Annotated in this window: 28 protein-coding genes and 1 tRNA gene; 13 read left to right on the top strand and 16 right to left on the bottom strand. The window is 35.4% G+C overall.

Annotation, left to right across the window (positions count from 1 at the left end):
- Positions 1-292: 292 nt before the first annotated feature.
- From ABDZ84_RS18700 to ABDZ84_RS18685, 4 genes are all read right to left on the bottom strand, one after another.
- A complete protein-coding gene (locus tag ABDZ84_RS18700; protein WP_080668649.1) occupies positions 293-472 on the bottom strand; it encodes a hypothetical protein in 180 nt (59 codons plus the stop codon).
- Between the two features lie 303 nt (positions 473-775).
- A complete protein-coding gene (locus ABDZ84_RS18695) occupies positions 776-1,669 on the bottom strand; it encodes a ClpXP adapter SpxH family protein (RefSeq protein WP_026680658.1) in 894 nt (297 codons plus the stop codon).
- A 17-nt stretch (positions 1,670-1,686) separates the two neighbouring features.
- Positions 1,687-2,067 carry a globin domain-containing protein gene (locus ABDZ84_RS18690; protein ID WP_026680659.1) on the bottom strand — a complete coding sequence of 127 codons (381 nt, stop codon included), beginning with the start codon at positions 2,065-2,067 and terminating at the stop codon, positions 1,687-1,689.
- Positions 2,068-2,272: 205 nt separating this feature from the next.
- The gene (locus ABDZ84_RS18685) at positions 2,273-2,848 is read right to left on the bottom strand and encodes a CYTH domain-containing protein (protein WP_026680660.1); all 576 of its coding nucleotides are present in this window, start codon (positions 2,846-2,848) and stop codon (positions 2,273-2,275) included.
- A gap of 141 nt (positions 2,849-2,989) precedes the next feature.
- Here ABDZ84_RS18685 and yjbM point away from each other — a divergent pair, with 141 nt between their 5' ends.
- Genes yjbM through ABDZ84_RS18670 form a run of 3 tightly spaced genes read left to right on the top strand, consistent with a single transcriptional unit; the run spans position 2,990 to position 5,393 of the window.
- Positions 2,990-3,598: a GTP diphosphokinase gene (gene yjbM, locus ABDZ84_RS18680; RefSeq protein WP_026680661.1), complete on the top strand. Its 609-nt coding sequence runs from the start codon at positions 2,990-2,992 to the stop codon at positions 3,596-3,598.
- A 32-nt stretch (positions 3,599-3,630) separates the two neighbouring features.
- Positions 3,631-4,491 carry an NAD kinase gene (locus tag ABDZ84_RS18675; RefSeq protein ID WP_080668650.1) on the top strand — a complete coding sequence of 287 codons (861 nt, stop codon included), beginning with the start codon at positions 3,631-3,633 and terminating at the stop codon, positions 4,489-4,491.
- A gap of 20 nt (positions 4,492-4,511) precedes the next feature.
- Positions 4,512-5,393: an RluA family pseudouridine synthase gene (locus tag ABDZ84_RS18670; RefSeq protein WP_026680663.1), complete on the top strand. Its 882-nt coding sequence runs from the start codon at positions 4,512-4,514 to the stop codon at positions 5,391-5,393.
- Here ABDZ84_RS18670 and prpE read toward each other — a convergent pair.
- A complete protein-coding gene (gene prpE / locus ABDZ84_RS18665) occupies positions 5,377-6,117 on the bottom strand; it encodes a bis(5'-nucleosyl)-tetraphosphatase PrpE (RefSeq protein WP_026680664.1) in 741 nt (246 codons plus the stop codon). The two genes, ABDZ84_RS18670 and prpE, sit on opposite strands and share 17 nt — an antisense overlap.
- A gap of 234 nt (positions 6,118-6,351) precedes the next feature.
- On the opposite strand from prpE, the gene mgtE reads away from it, so the two are divergent.
- Complete coding sequence (gene mgtE, locus ABDZ84_RS18660; RefSeq protein WP_026680665.1) at positions 6,352-7,734, top strand: magnesium transporter; 1,383 nt, start codon at positions 6,352-6,354, stop codon at positions 7,732-7,734.
- A gap of 345 nt (positions 7,735-8,079) precedes the next feature.
- Positions 8,080-8,601: a CotO family spore coat protein gene (locus ABDZ84_RS18655; protein WP_343782591.1), complete on the top strand. Its 522-nt coding sequence runs from the start codon at positions 8,080-8,082 to the stop codon at positions 8,599-8,601.
- Positions 8,602-8,649: 48 nt separating this feature from the next.
- Here the strand turns inward: ABDZ84_RS18655 and ABDZ84_RS18650 are convergent, their stop codons facing one another.
- Positions 8,650-9,108, bottom strand: a complete 459-nt coding sequence (locus ABDZ84_RS18650; RefSeq protein ID WP_026680667.1) for a CotY/CotZ family spore coat protein — start codon at positions 9,106-9,108, stop codon at positions 8,650-8,652.
- Between the two features lie 236 nt (positions 9,109-9,344).
- On the opposite strand from ABDZ84_RS18650, the gene ABDZ84_RS18645 reads away from it, so the two are divergent.
- From ABDZ84_RS18645 to ABDZ84_RS18635, 3 genes are all read left to right on the top strand, one after another.
- Positions 9,345-9,632: a hypothetical protein gene (locus ABDZ84_RS18645; protein WP_121604890.1), complete on the top strand. Its 288-nt coding sequence runs from the start codon at positions 9,345-9,347 to the stop codon at positions 9,630-9,632.
- A 74-nt stretch (positions 9,633-9,706) separates the two neighbouring features.
- Complete coding sequence (locus tag ABDZ84_RS18640) at positions 9,707-9,910, top strand: hypothetical protein (RefSeq protein WP_026680668.1); 204 nt, start codon at positions 9,707-9,709, stop codon at positions 9,908-9,910.
- Positions 9,911-10,061: 151 nt separating this feature from the next.
- Positions 10,062-10,316: a hypothetical protein gene (locus ABDZ84_RS18635; RefSeq protein ID WP_034678802.1), complete on the top strand. Its 255-nt coding sequence runs from the start codon at positions 10,062-10,064 to the stop codon at positions 10,314-10,316.
- 32 nt (positions 10,317-10,348) lie between these two features.
- Here ABDZ84_RS18635 and ABDZ84_RS18630 read toward each other — a convergent pair whose 3' ends face one another.
- From ABDZ84_RS18630 to ABDZ84_RS18605, 6 genes are all read right to left on the bottom strand, one after another.
- On the bottom strand, positions 10,349-11,056 hold the full coding sequence (locus tag ABDZ84_RS18630; RefSeq protein WP_026680669.1) for a DUF421 domain-containing protein: 708 nt from the start codon (positions 11,054-11,056) through the stop codon (positions 10,349-10,351).
- Positions 11,057-11,486: 430 nt separating this feature from the next.
- Positions 11,487-11,909, bottom strand: coding sequence for a GNAT family N-acetyltransferase (locus ABDZ84_RS18625; RefSeq protein ID WP_121604891.1), 423 nt, complete (start codon positions 11,907-11,909; stop codon positions 11,487-11,489).
- A complete protein-coding gene (locus ABDZ84_RS18620) occupies positions 11,906-12,427 on the bottom strand; it encodes a YjcG family protein (protein WP_026680671.1) in 522 nt (173 codons plus the stop codon). The genes ABDZ84_RS18625 and ABDZ84_RS18620 overlap by 4 nt, the downstream gene beginning before the upstream one ends.
- A gap of 153 nt (positions 12,428-12,580) precedes the next feature.
- Entirely contained in the window at positions 12,581-13,306 is a 726-nt protein-coding gene (locus ABDZ84_RS18615) for an alpha/beta hydrolase (RefSeq protein ID WP_026680672.1), read from the bottom strand.
- Positions 13,307-13,362: 56 nt separating this feature from the next.
- Entirely contained in the window at positions 13,363-15,183 is a 1,821-nt protein-coding gene (locus ABDZ84_RS18610) for an ABC transporter ATP-binding protein (protein ID WP_343782586.1), read from the bottom strand.
- Positions 15,173-16,903: an ABC transporter ATP-binding protein gene (locus ABDZ84_RS18605; protein WP_121604894.1), complete on the bottom strand. Its 1,731-nt coding sequence runs from the start codon at positions 16,901-16,903 to the stop codon at positions 15,173-15,175. The genes ABDZ84_RS18610 and ABDZ84_RS18605 overlap by 11 nt, the downstream gene beginning before the upstream one ends.
- 627 nt (positions 16,904-17,530) lie before the next feature.
- Between ABDZ84_RS18605 and ABDZ84_RS18600 the strand changes: the two genes are divergently transcribed.
- Positions 17,531-17,603 (top strand) — tRNA-Val (locus ABDZ84_RS18600).
- A gap of 93 nt (positions 17,604-17,696) precedes the next feature.
- Here ABDZ84_RS18600 and ABDZ84_RS18595 read toward each other — a convergent pair.
- The 4 genes from ABDZ84_RS18595 to ABDZ84_RS18580 all read right to left on the bottom strand — a co-directional run bounded on the left by ABDZ84_RS18595 (position 17,697) and on the right by ABDZ84_RS18580 (position 19,546).
- A complete protein-coding gene (locus tag ABDZ84_RS18595; protein ID WP_343782583.1) occupies positions 17,697-18,032 on the bottom strand; it encodes a tyrosine-type recombinase/integrase in 336 nt (111 codons plus the stop codon).
- 245 nt (positions 18,033-18,277) lie between these two features.
- Complete coding sequence (locus ABDZ84_RS18590) at positions 18,278-18,703, bottom strand: tyrosine-type recombinase/integrase (RefSeq protein ID WP_343782581.1); 426 nt, start codon at positions 18,701-18,703, stop codon at positions 18,278-18,280.
- Positions 18,704-18,794: 91 nt separating this feature from the next.
- Positions 18,795-19,211: an ImmA/IrrE family metallo-endopeptidase gene (locus tag ABDZ84_RS18585; protein ID WP_343782579.1), complete on the bottom strand. Its 417-nt coding sequence runs from the start codon at positions 19,209-19,211 to the stop codon at positions 18,795-18,797.
- Positions 19,212-19,222: 11 nt separating this feature from the next.
- Positions 19,223-19,546, bottom strand: a complete 324-nt coding sequence (locus ABDZ84_RS18580; protein WP_343782577.1) for a transcriptional regulator — start codon at positions 19,544-19,546, stop codon at positions 19,223-19,225.
- Positions 19,547-19,702: 156 nt separating this feature from the next.
- On the opposite strand from ABDZ84_RS18580, the gene ABDZ84_RS18575 reads away from it, so the two are divergent.
- The 4 genes from ABDZ84_RS18575 to ABDZ84_RS18560 all read left to right on the top strand — a co-directional run bounded on the left by ABDZ84_RS18575 (position 19,703) and on the right by ABDZ84_RS18560 (position 22,437).
- Positions 19,703-20,440 carry a spr1630 family ClpXP-sensitive toxin gene (locus ABDZ84_RS18575; protein WP_343782575.1) on the top strand — a complete coding sequence of 246 codons (738 nt, stop codon included), beginning with the start codon at positions 19,703-19,705 and terminating at the stop codon, positions 20,438-20,440.
- A gap of 13 nt (positions 20,441-20,453) precedes the next feature.
- On the top strand, positions 20,454-21,632 hold the full coding sequence (locus tag ABDZ84_RS18570) for a spr1629 family repressor/antitoxin (RefSeq protein WP_343782573.1): 1,179 nt from the start codon (positions 20,454-20,456) through the stop codon (positions 21,630-21,632).
- Between the two features lie 127 nt (positions 21,633-21,759).
- Positions 21,760-21,954 carry a hypothetical protein gene (locus ABDZ84_RS18565; protein WP_343782571.1) on the top strand — a complete coding sequence of 65 codons (195 nt, stop codon included), beginning with the start codon at positions 21,760-21,762 and terminating at the stop codon, positions 21,952-21,954.
- Between the two features lie 51 nt (positions 21,955-22,005).
- Complete coding sequence (locus tag ABDZ84_RS18560) at positions 22,006-22,437, top strand: hypothetical protein (RefSeq protein ID WP_343782569.1); 432 nt, start codon at positions 22,006-22,008, stop codon at positions 22,435-22,437.
- The last annotated feature ends 183 nt before the right edge of the window (positions 22,438-22,620 follow it).

Genomic DNA, 22,620 nt, shown 5'->3' with positions numbered 1-22,620 from the left:
CTACTAGAGAAAGCGTAAATCTGAGCATTTAGTGATAAGGACTGAGCGAATTTTGCTCAGTTTTTCTTAAATAATGAAAATTGCAGGCACCTTCTTCTTGTAAAGTAAAAACGTTCACGTAGGAGCTTTAGCTGTTGCTAGGGTTCTAGGCTCATGCTTTTGCTTTCCTATGGAGACGTTGATGAAAGGAGGGGGACTTTGCTCATAGTCGAACATAAGCATTTTTTCTAATGTCAGATAACGGATTTTTTCTTGAATGTACGGATTCACTAACAAGTGTGTTAGATAAAGGTTATCGCATTCCCCTATATACGCGTCTATTTGCGAAGGAATATATGGTTAAATAAATTGCTAGGAATAAGATTGGTAAAGTAATATATAGCGGGATAACTTGCATTAGACCGAGAATATTTAAAAAGAAAGCGACAGCTGTTAATAATAAAAAGAGAAGTGGCTGAATAAATTGTTTCATCCTATCACCTCTATGTAATTTTTTTACGCTTGTAAATCGTATGTAGTGAGGAGATCATTTAGAAGTGACATTTTTGTGAAATCATGAACATACTACTTGAAAGGTGTAAAGTTACTTGGTATATTTATATTGTAAGTTAAATACAAACAAAACCCCTTTGTTTGATCATGAAACTTTCTCCCATCCCCCTTTGTTATTACAAAGAGAAAAAAGGCTATACGCTGCCCCGTATAGCCTTTTTTTATATATAAATAATAATGAATAATGACATTAGGTTAAAAAAGTCTTATAAAAGATTGTTGATTAATCATCATATTTCCAAAAATCACCATATTTCACAGGGACTCGAACTACTCTCTGCTTAAGCTGTAACTTCTTCATTTCTCTTTCCGCTTTGGCCATGGACCAATCATAGACCACGGCAATCTCTTTTGTTCCAACTGTTTTATAGAAGGAAAGAAAACTTTCCAATGGCGGCTTTTCCGAAGGGATTGGCTCTTTCTGCAAAATCTCTCTAAGAATTCGAACATAAATTTCATAAGGGTAGAGACCTGATATTTTAATCCCTTGTTCCTCTGTAACTTGATTAAAGAAAACAATCGTTGGAATAAAATCAACTTCCATTTCTTGCGTTAACTTTAAATCACATTGAAAAGCCTTCTTAGCTGATGATGAGTACAAATCGTTTCTGAATTCATCTGTATCCAAATTTGCTGCTTTTGCACATGCATAAAGCACTTCTTCGTCTGATATATCTTGTTTATATAAAAATGCACTCTCTTGAATTTTACGAAGAAAAATACGACCTGCTTTTTTCCCTTGTAATTCAGCAGCTTTGATGGCTAAGGATGCAATCCACGGATAAGGGATCGGATTTTCAGTCCATAGGTCCCCATCACAACACATACCAGTCCGTTTCGCTGTTTTTTCCCATATATCTTTTATTTTTCTAGGACGGTCAAATTGGTCTTTATTCAATGTATTTAGGTGTCCACTAATAATTGGACGTATAGTGAAAAAACGGCCGTATTCCATAGACAGCTTTTTTAAAAATGGCTCTAAAGCCCAGCACTCAGGACAAAGTGGATCAACAAAAACATAGATTTCAATTGGCTTCTGAACAAAATCAAAAAAGCTATATTGCTCCGATGTGTTTGATTGATAGGAGGATGTAACTCCAGAATGATCCCAACTCACATCGATTCTCCTTTCTCCTATTCTGGCGTGTTCATCATGTGGTTTGCAGTTAAGGTTAATTTTTCAAATATAGCTGTGCGATAGGGTTCAGCTATTTCTGCTTCTTCTAGTGCATGTGCCATACAATCAAGCCAAGCATCTCTGCGGGTAGGCGTAATCTCAAAAGGTAGATGTCTTCTACGTAACATTGGGTGACCACGCTCTTCAGCATACAATGATGGTCCACCCAAAAATTGGGTAAGGAAAAGTTTTTGTTTATGGATTGTTTCTGTTAAATCTTCTGGAAAGATTGGAATTAAATCTGGATGCTTTCCAACACGTGCATAAAAAGCTTGCACAAGCCGATCAACAGAAGCAAAGCCACCTATTGCTTCAAAAATGGTTCCAGGTTGTTTCATTCTCATTTTCCCCTTATTTGTTTCTATTTATTGTAGCAACGGAATGGGAAGTGGGCAAATAATCTGATTAGAATGGCTAGGTGAATAGACCCATAATTGGTTAATAATAGCAGAAAACTAAAAACGAGCTTTTTGTTTGTATTCTATTCTATTCTATTCAAGGACATGGCAAATAACTCTTTTTAGTCTAGAATGAATCACTATTCTACATAGTATTTAATGTTGAGAAAAAACGCTTGATTTTATTTGGTGTATCTCTTTTGGGAATTCGATAGGAAGTCAGCAGTTCATTAAATTTCGCTAGTCCATTTTTAGTAGATGTTGCCTCTAGTTCTAGCTCATAATCCGATGTTCCATTATACGTGCTATAATCAAGTACTAGCAAAATGTCCTCTTTCTGTACTTCTCTTCGTTCTGTTTTCAAACTGCCAAAATAACTAAGAGATGATAGTGAAATTCCTAATTCATGTAATTGTGCAGATGTTTCAGGTTTTTCTATCATCTTTCCTCTAAAACATGCTTCTGCCTCTTCTTTTGTTATAAAGTCATGTGTTTCTAGTAACCCTTGCGCGTGTGGTTCTTTAAGCGTTAAACGATAGAAACCATTTTTTTCTCGAATGCGTAGAGCACATCCTAACTGTTGCAATGCAAGATCCTTTGTTTCAAAATAGTAGTTGGTCTGTGTGTCACTATAAGCAGGAAATGGTATTTGACTTAATAAGCGGTGGTACTCTTGTTGGGTTAATAAATTTTTAAATTCAATCTCTATTTCTTGTGCCATAGTTACCCTCCACGTGAAAAAATAAGCTATTATTGATTATCGCCAATTTGCTACAATTTTGCAAAGATTAGTCATTGATCAATTCTGTGATACAATAATAGAGGCTTAATATTTGTGATAAACAATTAGGTGGTGTTGCATGTGAATTGGAAAACAATGCTTGCTCCATATACGCAGGTTGTTGAAGAATTAAAGGTTAAATTAAAAGGGATTCGTAAACAATTTGAATATGATTCCAGACATTCACCAATTGAATTTATAACTGGCAGGGTAAAACCAATCTCTAGCATCCTAGAAAAAGCGGAAAATAGAAAAATCCCATTAGAGCATATAGAAAGAGAAATTCAAGATATCGCTGGTGTACGAGTGGTTTGTCAATTTGTAGATGATATCTATACCGTTGTAGAAATGATTCGAGCAAGAAAAGACTTAACGATTATTGAAGAGAAGGACTACATATCTGCAAAAAAAGAGAGTGGTTATCGATCGTATCATCTAATTATTGAATACCCTGTGGAAACAATTGATGGAATGAAAAAGTTACTCGCAGAAATCCAAATTCGAACATTGGCCATGAACTTTTGGGCTACAAATGAACATTCTTTGAATTATAAATATAAGGGAAGTATACCTTCAGAAATTAAGGAGAGATTACAAAAGGCGGCAGAGGCAGCTTTTAAACTGGATGAGGAAATGTCTATGATCAAGCATGAAGTTCAAGAAGCACAGCGAATGTTTCATCGAAAGTAAGTAAACACACTCCTTGTTCAAGTCAAACTAGAATAGTAAAATTTACATATGAATTTAAACTACATACATCAAGGAAGAGGGATGTTGAAATGAAATTCGCAATTGTGTCAAAAGGAGATGCGCGCTCCGAACAAATTAAAGGTACAATGACACAGTATTTAACAGATTTCGAATTAGAATATAATGCAAATGAGCCAGACCTTGTTATTTCAGTAGGTGGAGATGGGACCTTTTTAGAAGCTTTCCATACGTACGTTCATCGTTTAGGTTCAATTGCTTTTATCGGTGTTCATACCGGACATTTAGGCTTCTATGCAGACTGGGTACCTGATGAAGTGGAAAAATTAATTATTGAAATAGCTAAAACGCCGTTTCAGGTTGTTGAATATCCTCTCCTTGAAGTGATCATTCGTGCTAAGACCGGTGGGAGTGAAGATCGGTTTTTAGCATTAAACGAAGCAACGATAAAAACTGCCGATGGCTCTGTTGTATTTGATGTAGAAATTAAAGGGGAGCATTTTGAAACCTTCCGTGGTGATGGCTTATGTGTCTCTACTCCGTCAGGCAGTACGGCATATAATAAAGCACTGGGGGGTGGGATAATTCATCCTTCGCTTGATGCAATCCAGTTAACGGAGATGGCATCCATCAATAATCGTGTATTCCGAACTATTGGATCACCACTTATTCTACCCAAACACCACACATGTTTACTAAAGCCGATAGTAGATCGAAGTTTTTTAATTGCTATCGATCATTTTACAACGAATTATACGAATGTAAAATCGATCCAGTGCCGAGTGGCAGAAGAACGAATTAGATTTGCGAGGTTCCGCCAATTTCCATTTTGGAATAGAGTCAGGGATTCCTTCGTAGCTGATGATAATCATTAATTAGAAAGAGAAGCGAAGTCATGGAATGGAAAATAAAGAACGTACATCAGGATATGCTCATTCGAGATTACTTACGTGACATACAAGGATTTTCAAGACGAATTGTAAAATCCATTAAATTTGATGGTGGAAGTATACTTGTTAATGGTACTACTCAAACGGTCCGTTATCGATTACAAGAGGGGGACAGGCTGACAGTCCACTTTCCCCAAGAAAAAAAAGGTAGCCTTATGCAGCCAGAAGCGATTGAACTCTCGATTGTATACGAGGATGAAGATATTGTAGTTATTAACAAGACACCAGGTATGGCAGTTATCCCTTCCATTCATCATCCAAATGGGACAGTAGCAAATGGCTTATTAGCTCATTATGCGAAGCAGAATGTACCTTTTACCGTTCATATCGTAACACGTTTAGACCGAGATACATCTGGTTTGATGCTCGTAGCAAAGCACCGATATAGTCATTCGATTTTAGCTGATTCACAACAACATGGTGAAGTAACGCGGAAATATCGAGCAATGGTGGAGGGGAAGCTAAAGAATAAGCATGGTACCTTTCGTGCTCCGATCGCTAGAAAAGATGGATCAATTATTGAACGAGAAATTAATACGAAAGGAAAGTCGGCAATAACACATTATATAGTAGAGAAAGAGTTTTCGCACTATTCATTAGTCTCTGTTCAATTAGAAACAGGACGTACCCATCAAATTCGTGTACATTTCTCTGGAAATGGTCATCCACTTCTCGGAGATACGTTATACGGAGGCGCTACAACCACCATTTCCCGGCAAGCATTACATTGTAATGAGCTTTCTTTTAAGCATCCAGTAACAAAAGAATGGTTGGAATTTTATTCTGAACTTCCCGTGGACATGGCTGCTGTTATGAAAAATAGCTGAACTTTTCCTTTACAAATGGCTGTTCCGATGGAACGGCTATCGTTTTTTCCTCAGGAAGTCGAAAGGCTGTTAGCTTATTTCCAAATACGCATCCAGTATCGATATTAATCGTTTTCTTCATTAATCTGGGTTCTATAACAGGTGTATGTCCATATACAATCCATTCATCACCATCGTAGTACTGTGCCCAATCTTTTCGAATCGGTCGTCCATCTTCGTGCACTTCACCCGTGATATCACCATATAATACAAATGTTTTTACCTTTTTATCTGTTCTTCCGATGAGGGATTCCTTAATTCCTGCATGAGCAATAATTGCGTTTGCTTCTGGTAGCTGTAAGTAGAGAGGAGCCTGTTCGTATAACGTCATAAATTGCTTACGAACAACCTCTTGTTGCTTCTTGGTAAGTGATTTATATTCAGCAACAGTTGTTTCTAAGCCATGTCGTTGCTGAACTTGATTACCTAGAAAGTAACGGTATAGTTTATTACAATGATTACCAGGTACATATAAGGCTTTCTTATGAACGATAGCCATCTTATAGACGAGTTGAATGACAGCGATTGACCTAGGACCGCGATCGGTAATATCTCCAACAAAAATGGGAGTTCGTTGATGTGGATGAAGATAAATTTCATTTGTTTTGAAATAGCCTAGCTCGATAAAAAGATGCTCCAGTTCATGTAGGCAGCCATGCACATCACCAATTACATCTATTTTCATTGTAAAATCTCCTTGATTTGTTCGGTTATTTTGGATATGATATGTTGCGGGAATAATCGCATTACCTTAGTTTGAATTGTATCATATTATATATACGGAATTTCATTTACAAACAGAAGCTTGCTTCAATATTGTTAGAAATGATGATAAGGGATCATGACTTCATGTGATTTTTGTTTGATTGTAAACAGACAGGGTAAAATGAAGTGTAGGAAATAAAAAGGATGTGATCGTATGGAATCCAATAATCGATTTGATAAAGAATACGAAGTACAGTATGAACAGCATTGGGAGAAACTACAACAGGCACTGGATGATGATAATTTAGAAGGATTTCGTAGCGAGTTTTTAGACATGCATCCCTATGATCAGGCTATGTTTTTTATGGAACAGGAAAAGGCGATTCGTCTGCAAATATATACGTATTTATCTCCAGAGGAAATTGGTGACATTATGGAGAGTATGGACGAAGAGGATACACAGGTTTTAATGGCCGAAATGGATCCCCGCTTTGCATCCATGGTGCTAGCAGAAATGTCTGCTGATAATGCAGTGGATATTCTGAATGAGTTAGAAAAAGATCAGGTTGCTAGCTTTTTAACTATTATGGATAAAGAAGCCGCTGAAGAAATAAAACAATTGCTACATTATGAAGAAAAAACTGCTGGTAGTATCATGACTACAGAGTTTGTAGCAACGTACAAAACGTATACTGCTCAGCAAACAATGCAGCAGTTAAAGGAGGATGCTCCTGAAGCGGAAACGATCTACTATTTATATGTATTGGATAAGGATAAGCGCCTTGTAGGTGTTCTGTCTTTACGTGACTTAATCGTAGCGAATGAAAATACATTGATAGAAGATATTATGAGTGAAAAAATCGTAGCAGTATCTGTAGGGAAAGATCAGGAAGAAGTGGCACAGATGATGCGAGATTATGACTTTCTTGCATTACCAGTCGTTGATTTTCAAGATCATTTACTCGGTATAATAACCGTCGATGATATTTTAGATGTAATGGAAGAAGAAGCAAGTGAGGATTATTCTAAGCTTGCAGGGGTATCTGACATGGATAAACCCCATGATAATGCATTTGTTTCAGCACGGAAGCGATTACCATGGCTTATTATCTTGTTATTTTTAGGTATGTTTACAGCTAGCTTAATTGGTCGTTTTGAAGAAACATTAAATCAAGTTGCAGTGCTTGCGATATTTATTCCATTAATTGCAGGTATGGCTGGAAATACTGGGACACAGGCACTGGCTGTTGCTGTCCGAGGCTTGGCAAATGGTGATTATGGCAAGCAAGGAAAAGCGAAGCTCGTTATGCGAGAGGCTTGTACAGGATTAATAAATGGTATTGTATGTGGTCTCGTTATAACGCTGGTTATCTATTTATGGAAGGACAGTATTTATCTCGGATTACTTGTAGGTATATCTATTGCAGCAACTTTATTAGTAGCTACACTTGCAGGTGCACTCGTACCAATCTTAATGGAACGTATGCATATTGATCCAGCAGTAGCCTCAGGACCATTTATTACAACTATCAATGACATTATATCAATCCTCATTTATTTTGGAATGGCAACTGTATTTATGGGGTTCTTAACATGACATCACTTTCAGTTAAAAATGTAATAGGTAGTTAAGAACGAATTTATAACAGTTATACTTGCATGAGCTGGCTTGCACATCGATTTCAGCTTTCCTGCCATATGGAAAAAGCAGAAAGAGATTGCTTTCCAGAATAGAAAACACTTTTTTCATCTGTGGTTAGGTATCTAGGTGAAAAAAGTGTTTTTTAAGTTGGACAACAGCAGTGTTTAGCTATAAGTATGTGGTTACATTTGGTACACAATCCTGAAGCTAAGATTAACTTATACGAAAATTTAAACAACACATTTCTAGATATGGGTTCATATAATGGGTTGAGGAATGATATAAAAGGAGAGGTGAGGAATGGGAAAGAAGTATGCAAAAAACCCTTTGCTCTTTATTCATCAGCCTAAGGAAGTAGATAAAAAAGTACCCATGCAGCATATGTATGTTACTCCAAAAGAGAAAAAAGAAAGTAAACCAGATCATCAGGAAACTGTAAAGAAGTCGATAAGACACCGAGCATTTGCCGAACAAGATAATGAATCTCAAAATGAGAGCGACTTATACATGAATGACACAGATTCCGAAGTTGAAGACAAAATGGAAATGACGGAGGAGGACATGACAGAACAATCCTTGAATAATAATGGTGATAAACAAAGGTTTAAGGATATGTCTATCGAAGAGAAGGTTAATTATTTTGTGAATTCTCCTAGCTATGCACCGAAACTAAAGTGTGAAATTAGGACGGAAGGTAGAAATTATCGAGGTGTAATAACAGGTTCAGAAGGAAATGATGTATATGTTCGTGTAGGTAATCGGTCATCAAGTACAAAAATCTCTGTAGATGATATTAAGCACATAAAGCTATTAGGATTTTAACAAAACATCAAAAAACTGGGGAAACTCCCCAGTTTTTTGATTCATTCTTTAGTGTATTGCATTAATTGCTGGTAGGCAAGTTACATGACAGAAGCAGCTTAAGTCAACCGTCATACAGATGCCTGTTGTACATAATGGCTTTGTATCTTGATCTACTGGATCTTTTGGATCACGATCATCATCACGTGGGTCTCTTAGTAGTTCTATTACTGCACAGCAATCATCGGTTACCTTCTTAACGCGGAAGAAGAAACTTCCAACTATATCACCAATATCGCTTGGATGAGCTCCGAATCCTTTAAATGGTTTACAAGTACCTTTACAATATAAAATGACAGGTACTGTATCTAGACCATTGCCGTTATCTGTATCTCCCAAGAGATCGTTAATGGACTGTTCGCAGCTTGTGTCACAGCAATTCTCAATGACATCATTTTGTGCCTCTACGATTTCCTTTAAAATATCACATACACAGTTGCCTGTATCAAAATCTTTTCCACAACCCATGAATTATTTCTCCTTTCGATTATAATTGACTCATTTGTCTTTAATAGAATATGTCTGATCATTAGGATTGTGTGGGCACTCACACTAATTATTGATTTCGATTTAGGGTTATTTGCCATTTCATCGTAATGAGGACATTTATATATTTTCTGGGTAAATTCCGGGCGAATGACTATACCTGACAGTGTTGTTAACATAGACTAATAACGACCATACGTATAGAGGGAGGAAAGCAAATGTCTGAAAGAAAACAAGTCATTCATGTGAAAGATCTTGTGATCAAGGCAGATAATGTCCATATAGAACCATCACGACCACAAAGACCATCACGTCCATCTCGCCATCGAAGGGATCCATTCTTCGGTCGTGGACATCGTGAGATAGAGGAATCAGCAGAAAGTGAAAGCTCTGAGGAATATGAACATGACAGAAGAGAAGAGCGACATGATGATCGTGATGAAGATGATAGAAGAGAGCGTAAAGATGATGATCGGGGAAATAGAAGAAATTTCTCTTGGTTTTAATTTCAGATAAAGCAGCTGAATAAATAGCTGCTTTTTTTATTCTAAAGTCAGATCATGCTTAGTGGAGGATAATAATGAGGATACCAGAGCCTAAATGGATGAAGCATTTTCATGATATAGAAAAGCATCTAGGAAAAAACGAGAAGTGGTTACAGTTCCCAGAGAAAAAGGCTAAGAATATAGAACAGGATATGGAAAAATGGAACAATGAATTTTTGAAGATGATTTCCAATGTAGAAGATATAATAAAAGAATTAGAGAAAAAAATGGAAGAATAATTGATAAACAGGAATATTGTTATCGCCAAACGGGTATCGTTAAAGGATAGGTTAAGATCAATGTTAACATAGAAATTAATTCTTTAATTATCTGAATGTTTTGTGCGGTTGGGTGGGTAAATGATATACTAAGTAAAAGGGAGAGATGGTGATGGGATATATTTTGCCAGTTCAGCATTATCAATATCAACATTATCACCAGAGAGTCGAGACAAAGCAGCAACGAATGTTTTATATAGAAGAGCCATTTAAAGCACTACTTGATAACAAACATCAAGCATTAACCAAAAAGTATGAACGGTTTTATCGACAAGGCTATGACCGATATAGCATAAAGCCGATTGTATATCCAGAACCCTTTATTAAGCTCACAGCAAAGGGAAAGTCTGTTGATAAGGTTATTTAACATAAATAGATGCTCAGCATTTTCACTATCTGCTAAGCATCGAATTTATGATGTTCTCTATTGACGAAAGGAAGGATAAATAATTCTTGCCCCTTCATATATTCTGCATAAAATACATCACTGACTTTTTCATAGTCCTGTTCTTTTAGTTGTTCATACAGCCAATCTTCTGTTAAATTTTTTTCTTTTAGGTTGTCATAAATAATTTCTCCGTCATTAATTAACGTAGTTGCCAAGTTTATTTCTTGAGGGGAAACATGTAGGTCTTGCTTATTCGGCATTTGATACGGAGGCTTACGGATAACCGATATGGTGCCGTTTGTTTCCATAAATGCGAATTCCACCTCTCGTAAGGAAAAAACATCTTTTGTACGAAGTAGACTTTGTAGTTGATTTACGTCCAAGCTGTTTTTTTTCATCACATCTCGAATTAATTTTCCTCTGTAAATAACAAAATCTGGCCCACCTTCTAATAACTGACGCGTACGTTTGAATTTCTGTGTGATCACTTCTGTTACATAGATTAACGAGCCCCAAAGTGTAATAACAAAGGCAATTTCAGGAATGCCTGCTTCTTTATCAAATAACGCATTTCCTACTAATTCACCAAGAATTAGGGCAGAAATAAAGTCAAAGGGAGTTAACTGTGTAATTTGAGTCTTGCCAAGAATTTTCGTTAACACAAATAAGGATAAAAACCCAAATATTGTATCACCTAACATCTGCAGATAAGAATCCATTCATCCTGCCCCCTTCAAACAATATCATCCATTAGCATAACCTGTAATGGGAAAATCATTCATGATAAAATGGGACGTTACTGAATTGTAAAGAAAACATACAAAAAAGAGAAATAATTTATTATAAAGTACTTTTGGATTGGGGAATTTAGCTGGGTGTATTAATGCAAATAATAATGTTTAACTTTCATCACAACCTAAAATATAGACACTTTCCGCGGACACGCCTTTAGTTAACTTGGCAGAGTGGATTCTCAGAAGCATGCCTTTTTTCAAAAGAGTCACTAGCTAGGATGAAAGGGCAAGTGTATCCATAATATTGATTATTTCAACCTGGACGATAAAAAACCGAACTACTATCGTGATATGATAATCGATAATAGTTCGGAAATTCGTTTTCTTCATTTTTTTGTCTTGTCCTTGATTTTTGTTAGAGCTCTTTCACCATCGTTACATGAGGGATGCCAGCATCCATAAACTCACCAGATATGGTTTTATAGCCTAATCGTTGATAGAATTTTTCTGCATGTGTTTGACCATTAAGCTTTGCTTTATGATAGCCTTTTTCTAGAATGACAGCTTCCATTGCTTGAATAAGTTGTTTTCCAATCGCTTTTCCACGATACGTTTTTAGTACGCAGATGCGTTCTAGTTTTCCATAACTGTCTACGAAGCGAAGGCGGCTAGCCGCAATTGGCTTATCATCATCGTATACGACGAAATGAGTGGATGATTCATCATGTGCATCTAATTCTTCTTCTGGAGGTACGTTTTGCTCATCAACAAAAACAACTGTCCGCACATAAAAGGCTTGTTCTATTTCCTCTTGTGAGGTAACTACTTTTATGTTCAAACTGGTTCCTTTCCGAAAACAAAGGAGTCATGAACCGTCCATGAACCGTTATCTAATTGATACATAAGCTGGAAGCGATCAACCTCATCTTCAATTTGGATATTTTTCATTTGTAGACTACCAAACACATCAGAATATTCGTCATGCGAAAGTTTTTGCGCAATCGTAATATGTGGTACGAATGCATATTCTTGATTTTTTGGGAATTTCCCTGACTGCATCTTCTCGTATAATTCAATAAGCTCTTTAATCGGTTCAACTTTTAGGTATATCGTGTTTGTTACAGGAGCAAAGGTGCTCACTTTATTAATGTTTATCTTGAATGGTTTTGTTTCATTTGCGATACGTTTTAATTCAGTAACCAATTCCTCTAATTGATCATCATCATCTACTTGAAATGCTTCTTTTAATGTAATATGTGGAGGAATTAACGCATAGTGCGGGTCATAACGCTTTCTATAAGAATTTGCTTCATCCTGTACGGCCTTCGTTGGGAAAATAGCGATACCATATTTCATTATAAAACCTCCTATTTTAATCAAACGTCTTATCTACTAGTAAATACTCGTTTGTTAGATATACTGGATTTTTTAGTTACCCTTTATTATAACAAAAAATTTGGCAAAATAAGAGATTTTTTTGCACTATCTGAAAAATTGCTTCCAATTTTCCTAGTCGAACATAGTAACTAGTGCACGTTTCATATCCCTTTGCCAGTATTTCCATGTATGTTCGCCAGCTTCCAACTCATGATACGTATAACTTGTTCCCATATTGTGAAGGGTTTTGTGTAGTTCGCGGTTCGGTGTGACAAAATCCATTCGTTGCCCATCTGTCGTATCAACAGCTGTTTCTTCGGTACCAATCGTATGATAAATATCAATAGCATCAAGTTGCTTAGCTTGTGCCGCAGCCTGTAATACAGTTTCATCCACGTAGGGGGATTGCATAATGACATTTCCAAACGTATGCGGATAACGAAGTGCGGTCATAAATGCCAGTGTCCCAGCCAAAGAGTCTCCCATCAAGGTCCTAGACTGACCCATATGATAAGTAGGGAGGAGGTCATCCAAGAATGGAACAATTTCATTTACTAAAAATTTTGTGTAAGATTCATTTTGTTCACCGCTTGGATGGTATTTCTCCCGACGATCATATTTATTTTGATAATGGATTCCCACAAAAATGGTATTCGTCATATCCTCACTATCATGTAGTCTATCGCTTAACGTCGCTATTCTACCCATTTGGTAATAGTCATTTCCATCCTGCATAATGCAAATATGGTATTTGTAAAGTGGAGAAAATGATTCTGGCTGATATATCTTTAATGTCATTGTTTCGTTTAAGTACTTACTATTTATTTGTTTCTCCATCATTGTTCCTTTTCTTCCCATGATTCCACCCCTTATATTGTATCAATATTCCCGTTGTCTTAATTAGTAAAACAAAGTTAGTTGGCATTCTCCAATAGTTGGCCAGTAAATAGTTGATGATATTTCCCTTTTTGGGCAAGAAGTTCTTCATGACTTCCTTGTTCAATGATCTGCCCATGCTCTAACATAATGATTTTATCCGCTTCTTGTATTGTGTTCAAACGATGTGCTATAACGAAGCTTGTTCGACCATTCATCAGGCGTTTTAGTGCATCTTGAATTTTCAGTTCGGTAATTGTATCAATATTACTAGTTGCCTCATCAAGAATTAAAATCGAAGGCTCAGCTAGTAGTGCACGAGCAATAGTGAGTAGCTGCTTTTGTCCTTGGCTAATGCCGCTACCTTCTTGATCAAGCACAGTATCATAGCCATTAGGTAATTTTTTGATAAAATCATGTGCGTTTGCATCCTTAGCAGCTTGAGTCACTTCTGCATCCGTTGCTTCTAGTCGACCATAGCGGATGTTTTCTCGTATCGTTGTATGAAATAGAAAGGAATCTTGCAATACAAAAGCCATATGTTTTCTTAGACTGGATCGTTTTATGTTCTTAAGCGGGATACCGTCTAGACGAATTTCTCCTTTGTCATAGTTATAAAAGCGTGATATAAGGTTAATGATGGTTGTTTTTCCAGCACCTGTATGCCCGACAAGCGCAACTGTCTCACCAGACGCTGCTTCCAAATTGATGTTATTTAAAATGATGCTTTCTTCGTATCCAAATGAAACGTGATCAAAGACAATATTACCATTCGTACGATCAATGCTTCTGGCAGTCATTTCATCTGCTTCTTCCTGCTTCTCATCCAATACTCCAAATACTCGCTCAGCACCAGCTACAGCAGATAAAAGGATATTAAATTGATTAGATAATTCATTTAACGGGCGAGTGAACTGCCGAGCATATTCTGTGAAAATGACAATGATACCAACAGTGATTTGTCCTTGTATCGCTAAAATACCACCTATTAAAGCAATTAGCCCAAAGCTAAGGAAGTTAAGCATGTTCATGACCTTCGGAATGAATCCAGAAAACGTTAGTGCCCAAAATCCTGCTTTATTTAAATCCTTATTACGTGTCTCAAACTCTTGCATAACTCGTTTCTCCTGAGAAAAGGTTTTGACAATATGCTGTCCAGAAACAATCTCTTCGACATAGCCATTTACTTCACCAAGGTTTTTTTGTTGCAGTTTATATAATGGGCCAGTTCGCTTTGTGATCCAGCGCATGCCAATAAACATTACCGGTACGATTGTCATTGTAACAACTGTCAATATCGGACTGAGATATAGCATGACGCCAATTGTTCCAATTAGCGTAAGGACACTGGAAAATATTTGGATAACTGATTGATTTAACGTATTATTTACATTGTCAATATCATTGGTAATTCTACTCATTAATTCACCATGCTGCCTTTTATCAAAATAGGCGATTGGCAGATGATGGAATTGATGAAACAAATCTGCTCGTAATGCGTAAACAGTGTTTTGGGCTACGCCAATCATCCAAAAATTTTGTAAGAAGATGGCTAGCGAATGAAATAAATAGATAAAAACAAGCCAAATTAACAAAGTGGCTAATCCAGCACTTTCCTTCGTAACAATAAAATCATCGACCGCCATGCCAATCATATAAGGACCGAGTAGACTGAGGCTAGAACTTGCAATAACCATCAGAATAATTAACGTAAGCTTCATTTTTTCTCTTGCAAGATAAGCCCAGATTCGTTTTATTGTACCAGCCGTGTCTTTTGCTTTTTTATTACTCGTTACTTGAATTGTATCTATTGGGATTTTTTCATATTGAAAAGGCTGCTTTAATTGATTATTTCGCATTTGCGTACTCCTTTCCAAATTGCGACTCTACTAGGCGTTGATACAGTTCAGACGTTTCCAGTAATTTCTCATGTGAACCAATGGCTAGCATTTTGCCTTCATCCAGTAATAAAATACGATCTGCACGCATCGCTGTAGAGATTTTTTGCGTTATAATTAATGTCGTACAGTCATAACTATCGATTGCAGTAAGTAAATGTGATTCTGTTGTTAAATCAAGGGCACTTGTACTATCATCTAACATCAAGATCTTTGGCTTACGAATGAGTGCACGAGCAATAGATATGCGCTGTTTTTGCCCTCCAGATAGATTTACCCCTTTTTGTCCAACTCGTGTAGCATATTGCTGATCTAATTCCATAATGGTATCGTGTATTTGCGCATCCTTGGCGGCTTGCGTAATCTCTTCAGTTGTTGCGTCGTTTTTTCCCCAAGCAATATTGTCCGTAATTGAACCAGTAAATAGCAGTGGACTTTGTGGAACATATCCAATGCTACCACGTAAATGATCTAATGAATAAGCTTGTATTTCTTTATGATCAATTTTTATCTGTCCCGTTTTGGCGTCATATAACCTAGGAATCAATTGGAATAATGATGTTTTTCCTGCACCTGTTGAACCAATCACTGCGAGGCGCTCTCCGGCTTCCACAGTAAAGCTAACGTGATCAATCACCTGTTTGTCACTGTCTGGGTAAGAAAAGGAAACGTCCCGAAACGTGATAGAACCATGACTCACCTTTAAGGTGGTATCCGATTCATTGGTATCTTTTAGGTCTACCTTTAGGTGAAGGACTTCACTGATGCGATCTGCGGAGGCCTTCATCCTAGATAAACCCATAATGATAAAGGTGAACATCGAGATAGACATCGCTACTCGCATGGCGTAGTTTACGATTGCTACTACGTCACCTACATTGGTTTCCCCAGCTATGGCTTGAGTGTTTCCAAACCAAATAATAAAAATAAGGCTTAAGTTCATAACGAATAGTAGCACTGGCATAGATGATTCCACAAAACGAAAAGTGAAACGAGTGCGGCTCGCAAGCTCTTTATTTGCTTCTGTAAAGCGAGTTTTTTCATGGTTTCTTCGGAAGAAAGCCTTAATTAATCGCATACCTGCTAGATTTTCTTGCATGACTCGATTGACGTTATCTATACTTTTCTGTACATTATTAAACAGGCGACTGGCTATTTTTAATACCCATAAAATAAAACCAATTAATATTGGAACAGTCACTAGAAAGATCAGTGCAAGCTTTGCGTTGACAATAAATGCCATCGTGACACCACCAATAACAATTAGAGGTGCTTTGGACATAATTCGCAATATCATAAATATAGTATTCTGAATTTGCCTAACATCATTGGTAAAGCGTGTCATTAAACCAGATGTAGGGTATTTATGCAAATTTGCAAAGGAAAATTCCTGAATCTTTGCAAATAATCTCTCTCGGATATCATGGGCAAATCCCCAGCTAACATGGGACGCATAAAATGAATTAATAATTCCAGCGATAAATGCAGTGAATGCGAGACCAATCATAATACCGCCCCACATCACAATATTTCCAATATCTTGATTTACCACACCATTGTTAATCATTTTCCCCAGGAAGAAAGGAAGTAAGAGCTCAACCGCTAATTCAATTAGCATCAGCATATAGGCGAGAATAGCAGGGAGCTTATATGGTTTTAAAAAAGATAAGACTGTTCTCACGATGACCCTCCCCAAAGCAGTTTTCTACTATTATAAATGGAAAAAAATTTTTTATCCAACATCCTATTTCGAGTGACGAAGGAATTTGGAGGTTTGATCATCTTTTACGGGGGGATGGAGTTTTTCAGAAAAGAAGTAATTTGAAAAAATTATAAGCTAGTGGCAGGTGTTTGCGAATAAACGAAAGTAATAAAGAATAATACAATTAGTTTAATGATTATAATGGTTAATTCTAAGAATGCGTGAAGTTTATTTACATGTTTATATAGAAAAATTTGAGTAACTATATTCATCTTTTTTAGGGAGCGTATACCAAGATAAATGTAGAGATATAAATGATAAATTTTGATAGCAATTGAACTACACTCTCAATTCATTTTTAATACGATTAGTATTGTCTATTAAAACAAGAAAGAGGCTGTATTAATTTATGTTGTAGCTAAATTTTAAAAGTAGAGTTCAGAATTAAGATTTTCACATTTTCTTAATATATTAATGTTTGGATTGGAAGAAATATCACTTACTTTACTTGGCAACGTTATAAAAAGTTTATAACCTAAAAAGAAGTGATTGACAGAATAGAGGAAGAGACAGTATATTAATAGAGTAACCAGTATTTATTAATACGATTCCGTAGCTCAGCTGGGAGAGCGCCACCTTGACAGGGTGGAGGTCGTTGGTTCGAGCCCAATCGGAATCATTAGCCGAAACGCCTGATACATAAAGTGTCGGGCGATTTTTAGTTTGCGTATATTTTGTTTCAATTCTGTCGTGGTGACCAAATAGTGACCAATTACATAAATTTATCAAATATATCACTAGCTTTCTTATCATCTTCTTCTGTTATATGGGAGTATAAATTCAAAGTTGTTTGTATGTTTTTATGGCCTAACCGCTTCTGAACAACTTTCACATTGACGCCTTCACTTAATATTAAACTTGCTGAGGAGTGCCTCAAATCATGAAATCTTACTCTCCTTAGTTCGTTTTCGTGTTTATTTACAAAACGATTCCAGAATTGAGTCAGTGTATCAGGTCTGTGTGGTATCCCGTATTCATCTGAGAACAAAAGAAATACTTCTTGTCCATTAACATCTTTGAATCCTTTCCAAAGATTAGCCATTTCCATCTTTAAATTTTAACTTCTTTACGTAGTATTTGTGCAAATCCTTCATAAAGTGTTCAGGCAGAGTGACGATTCTTTTGTCGTTGGTTTTGTTTCTTTAAGCCGCAGCCCCTCAGCTTTAGATTATTGTAATGATCTTTTAATTTCTATTTGGTTCGAATTAAAGTCAATTACATCTGATGTTATTGCTGCTACTTCTCCACGTCTTAGACCGCCAAAGAGCGCTAACTTAACGATGATTTGTTGTTTTATGGGGTACCCACTAAGTAGCTCAAATAGCTTTGGTATCTCATGTTTACGATAAAAATCTTTCTTTCATGGATGTAAAATTCATTAATATGGAAAGGTTTTATGTTTTTTAGCTTCATATGTTTGAAATGTTCCTTTATTATTTCGAGGACAGATTTATACTTTTGGAAAGTAGTTGCTTCTAATTCAACTTCGGCATATGTTTCTAACCATTTGCTAGAGAAATCCACAAAGCCTATATTAGTAAAATTCAAGTGTAGAGTGTTTAGAACTTCATTTTCGAATTTTTTAAGTAGCTTATCAGCTTCCCTTTTCCCGTTCGCTTTTACGGTTTTTGTTTTCCTTATCCTTTTTCCTTTTCCGTCATAACCTAATTCAACATATAATCTAAACTTATTTTTTTCTAATTCAACAAAGCTGGCCATATTATACCTCCTGTCTTATTTAGTTAGGTTAGTGAATAGTTTTCAACTACATTTAAACACCCCCCCTTTAAAATAGAGCGTATGTTCTATTTTAATCGTAAAAAAATTTAATAAGTAGTTGTTTAGGCATTCCGTAGTCTTCTATCGCCTGATGAAAAGAAAGATTTTTATATTTCTTATTCGAAAACAATAGTTCAATAGCAAACATATTTGCTTCAACTTCATTTTTATCTGTTAAGCAAAACGTGTTAGCTTTTAGAAAAGCTGTGTTTTCGTCCGGGTGCAATACTACATGAACTAATTCATGAGCAATTCTATATAGTTGTTTTTTATAGGGTATATATTCGTTTATGTGAATGATAAAAGTTCGATAAATACTGCTGAAGTACCCTAATGATTTACCTAGGTTTTCATAAATAATTTCAATTCCCATATCCTTAGCAATTTTTAAAGGATCTGATGTACCATACTTTTTAACTAATTGATCAACCTTCTTTTTTATTGCCACAGGATCACACCTTATTTATATTTTTTAGGAGTGAACTTTTTCTTCGCTAGTCTTTTATGCATTCTTAATGCATTTTTCAACGATGTAATGTATAGTTCTCTGTCCTCTTTGTCCATCTCATCTAGAACCTTTCCGTCAAATGAAGCAAGTCCAAAATCACTTTCTGCGCTATTAATTATACGTTCTAGATCCTTTTCAATATCTCGTTCGTCTTTTTCTGTTAAGTCATAGTATTGCTTCTTATCTGTACGACCCAGTAGGTAGTCAACGGAAACATCGAAGTAGTCGGCTACTTTTTGTAGATTAGCACCGTTGGGTATTTTCTTTTTACTCATCAAGGAAAAGTTAAAAGGGTTAAATTTGATGAGGGGGAAGAATTTTAGAAAAATTACTTTAAAAAAATATGCTATTTTGCAAAAAAACTTCAAAAAATAGCTCGACTTATGTATAATTATCTAGAGTTAATATATCATATTTAGGAGGAGAGTTATTTGAAATATTATCAGTTTGAAGAAGATATTGCACAGGGAATTGTAGATGGTATTTTGCAGGGTTATAAAGATTATTTGGCTGTTCGTAAAGAAAAGAAAGAAGAACTAAAAATTAGTTCAGCCTATGCTTGGGTAAAGGGAAACCATATAGATGATTCAATAGCAAGAACTGTACACGAGTTTGGAGTAACCTATAACCCGTCAAAAGCAGGATATGCATGGGGATACTTACAATTTAAACAAGAAGATGAAAAGATATTGTTTATTATTAAAAACGGTATGAAACATGGTTCTAAACTTCCATCTAATAAAAAATTTAATGTAGAGAATAATTATCTTTCTAAGTTATCACAAATTAACAGATTCGCAGATTTTACATCAAGTAAAGGTAAAAATAATATTAGTGAACAGATGACATTTGATGATTTTCCAATAAATGATGAGGAACTAGAAGAGGAAATAAATCAAAATGCAAATAATTTTAAAAGATTTTATATAGTTTCGTACACAATAGATGAAAATAAAATGATTGCTAGTATTGATTTATTATTACCAAATCCTCATGAAATGATAGTATACAGATCAGATAATTGGACTAAATATATTGATTCATCTTCAATTCGAATAGAAAATGAAGAACTACAAACAGTTCGAGGTGAAAAAGAGCCTTTACTTCCTAATCAATCACTTTATGATTACGGAATAGAAGATCTGCGAGAGGAGAAGGATAAAGGCTAGAGGAGGCGCAAAAATGTTTGTTGGTAAACAGCTAAGCAACATTCGTCAAATGCATGAAATGTCTAGGGCACAATTGGCAAAAGAGCTGAACATCTCAGAACAGGCTGTATGGCAATATGAAAATTCATATACTTCTCCTAAGTTAGAAATGATTTTAAAGCTAGCCAAGTTTTTTGATGTGAAAACTAAATATTTTTATAAGGAAAGTATTCAATATAATGTAATTGAGGAAAGAAACATTGCTTATAGGTCAATTAATAAGAATACAATGCAAAAAGTATTAGCTGAGAAAATATATTTAGAACATATTGAAGTTATACTATTGTTGGTAGAGAAGACCGTTAAACTTCCTGCAAATCAGCTATTCGCACTAAAAGAGGCAGTTTTACAAAAGAAAGTTAAATGCGAATATGATTGTGAAAAAGAAAACCTCATAGAACAAATAGCGGAAATAGCTAGAGAATGTGTTGGGTTGGATAGTAACAACAATAATAATTTACTATTTCTTTTGGAAAAAAGTGGCGCTTTTGTATTGGAAAAACCTATGGATATCAAAGTAGATGGCTATAGTACATGGACGACGCTTAACAGACCGTATATAATTCTTAATGGAATTGGAAAAACTGCAGTAAGAAGAAACTTTGATTTAGCACATGAATTGGGGCATTTATTGTTACATCCTAAAGAAGACTTTTTAACTCTCGATAAGAAAAGCTATAATCTAAAAGAAAAAGAGGCTCATACATTTGCGTCCAGTTTTCTATTACCAAAAGAGGAGTTCTTAAACGACTTAAAATATATAAGTAGAGTATCAAATCCTAAATCTTATATAGATTTAAAACAGAAATGGAATGTTTCAATAGCAGCAATGGGAAGAAGAGCATACTCTTTAAATAAAATGTCGTATCAACAATATAGACATTTTAATGCACTTTTAAGAAGGTATCACTTTTTAAAAAATGAACCATTGGATGATGATCTTCAATTTCATAGTCCAGGTAAAATAAGAAGCGTAATAAAACATGTACTTGAAAATGGAGCTATGGATATAAGTGATTTAACAGAAACCTTTAACTTTAATATAACGAAGATAACGAAGATGTTAAATCTAGAATCAAACTTTTTTGAAAAATATCTTTCTAAAAATCAAGATTTTAATTTTGGAGAGGTAAGAAATTTTACACCTAAATAAGTTCTACCAGCTAACTGGAGGGCACTGAATGACAGCATTAGCTGCGTTTGGTGCCCTTTTTTATTTTGAGGAGGCACAAACCACATGCATACAGCAATTAAACCTAAGAAAATAACATTTAAACATAGTGGTTGAGGCTATTTATCAAGTGTACAATGCCTTACAAGATAACTATAAAGAATTATCTAGAGTAAAATACTGGTCGAATAAACGATTGACTTGGGATGGTATTGCTTTAGAATTAAAAGTAAGTAAAAGACAGGCAATGCGGTGGAGAGATGAAATCATCCATGCTACTGTGGAAGTGTTGGGTTGGAGATAAGTATATTTTCAAATTTGAGGTAGCTTTATTTATGGAATAGGAGTTTTAAATATGAAAAGGTTTTTAACAGTAATACTATCTGCAATTTTATTTACAGCAATAGGTTCTTTGTCTTCTTATATATCAAGTTCTCAGCAAGAACTTAACGTGTATTATTTTGATTTTTTAGAAACATTTACTTTTGCTATCATTTTTGTTGGACCTGTTTATATTCTTGTAGGGTTACCTCTTTCACTCTTTATTGACAAATTATCTAGACAATTTAATACAAAATCAAAATTGGCAAGATATGCAGTTCAATTAGTTTTATATTCATTAGCAGGTATACTTGTTGGTGTCATCTATTTTATAATATTTAACCCAATCAATGATGTTCTAACTTTTTCGGTAATTGGTTTTACAGCATCTAATGTTTACTTACATTTGTCATTGCTGCTATCAGTTCTAGCAAATAAGAAATATAAGCAGTTAAGTATTAAATAATCATTTACTAAAGAGAACTATAGTTTAATGAATTCTACAATGTCACTATCATGTCACTTTTGACCTCTCAAAACCTGTTATTATGTTAGTGTAAACAAAATATAGGTACCTGTTGTGACCGTCAAGTAAAATGACACAATTTCTGCTTATTAATTTGAAACACTTTGCTGCCCAAATATGGTT

The sequence above is a fragment of the Virgibacillus salarius genome (assembly GCF_039521925.1).
GTDB lineage: Bacteria > Bacillota > Bacilli > Bacillales > Amphibacillaceae > Virgibacillus > Virgibacillus salarius.
Note: the sequence above shows the minus strand (reverse complement) of the source record. Positions and strands in the feature narration are given on the sequence as shown.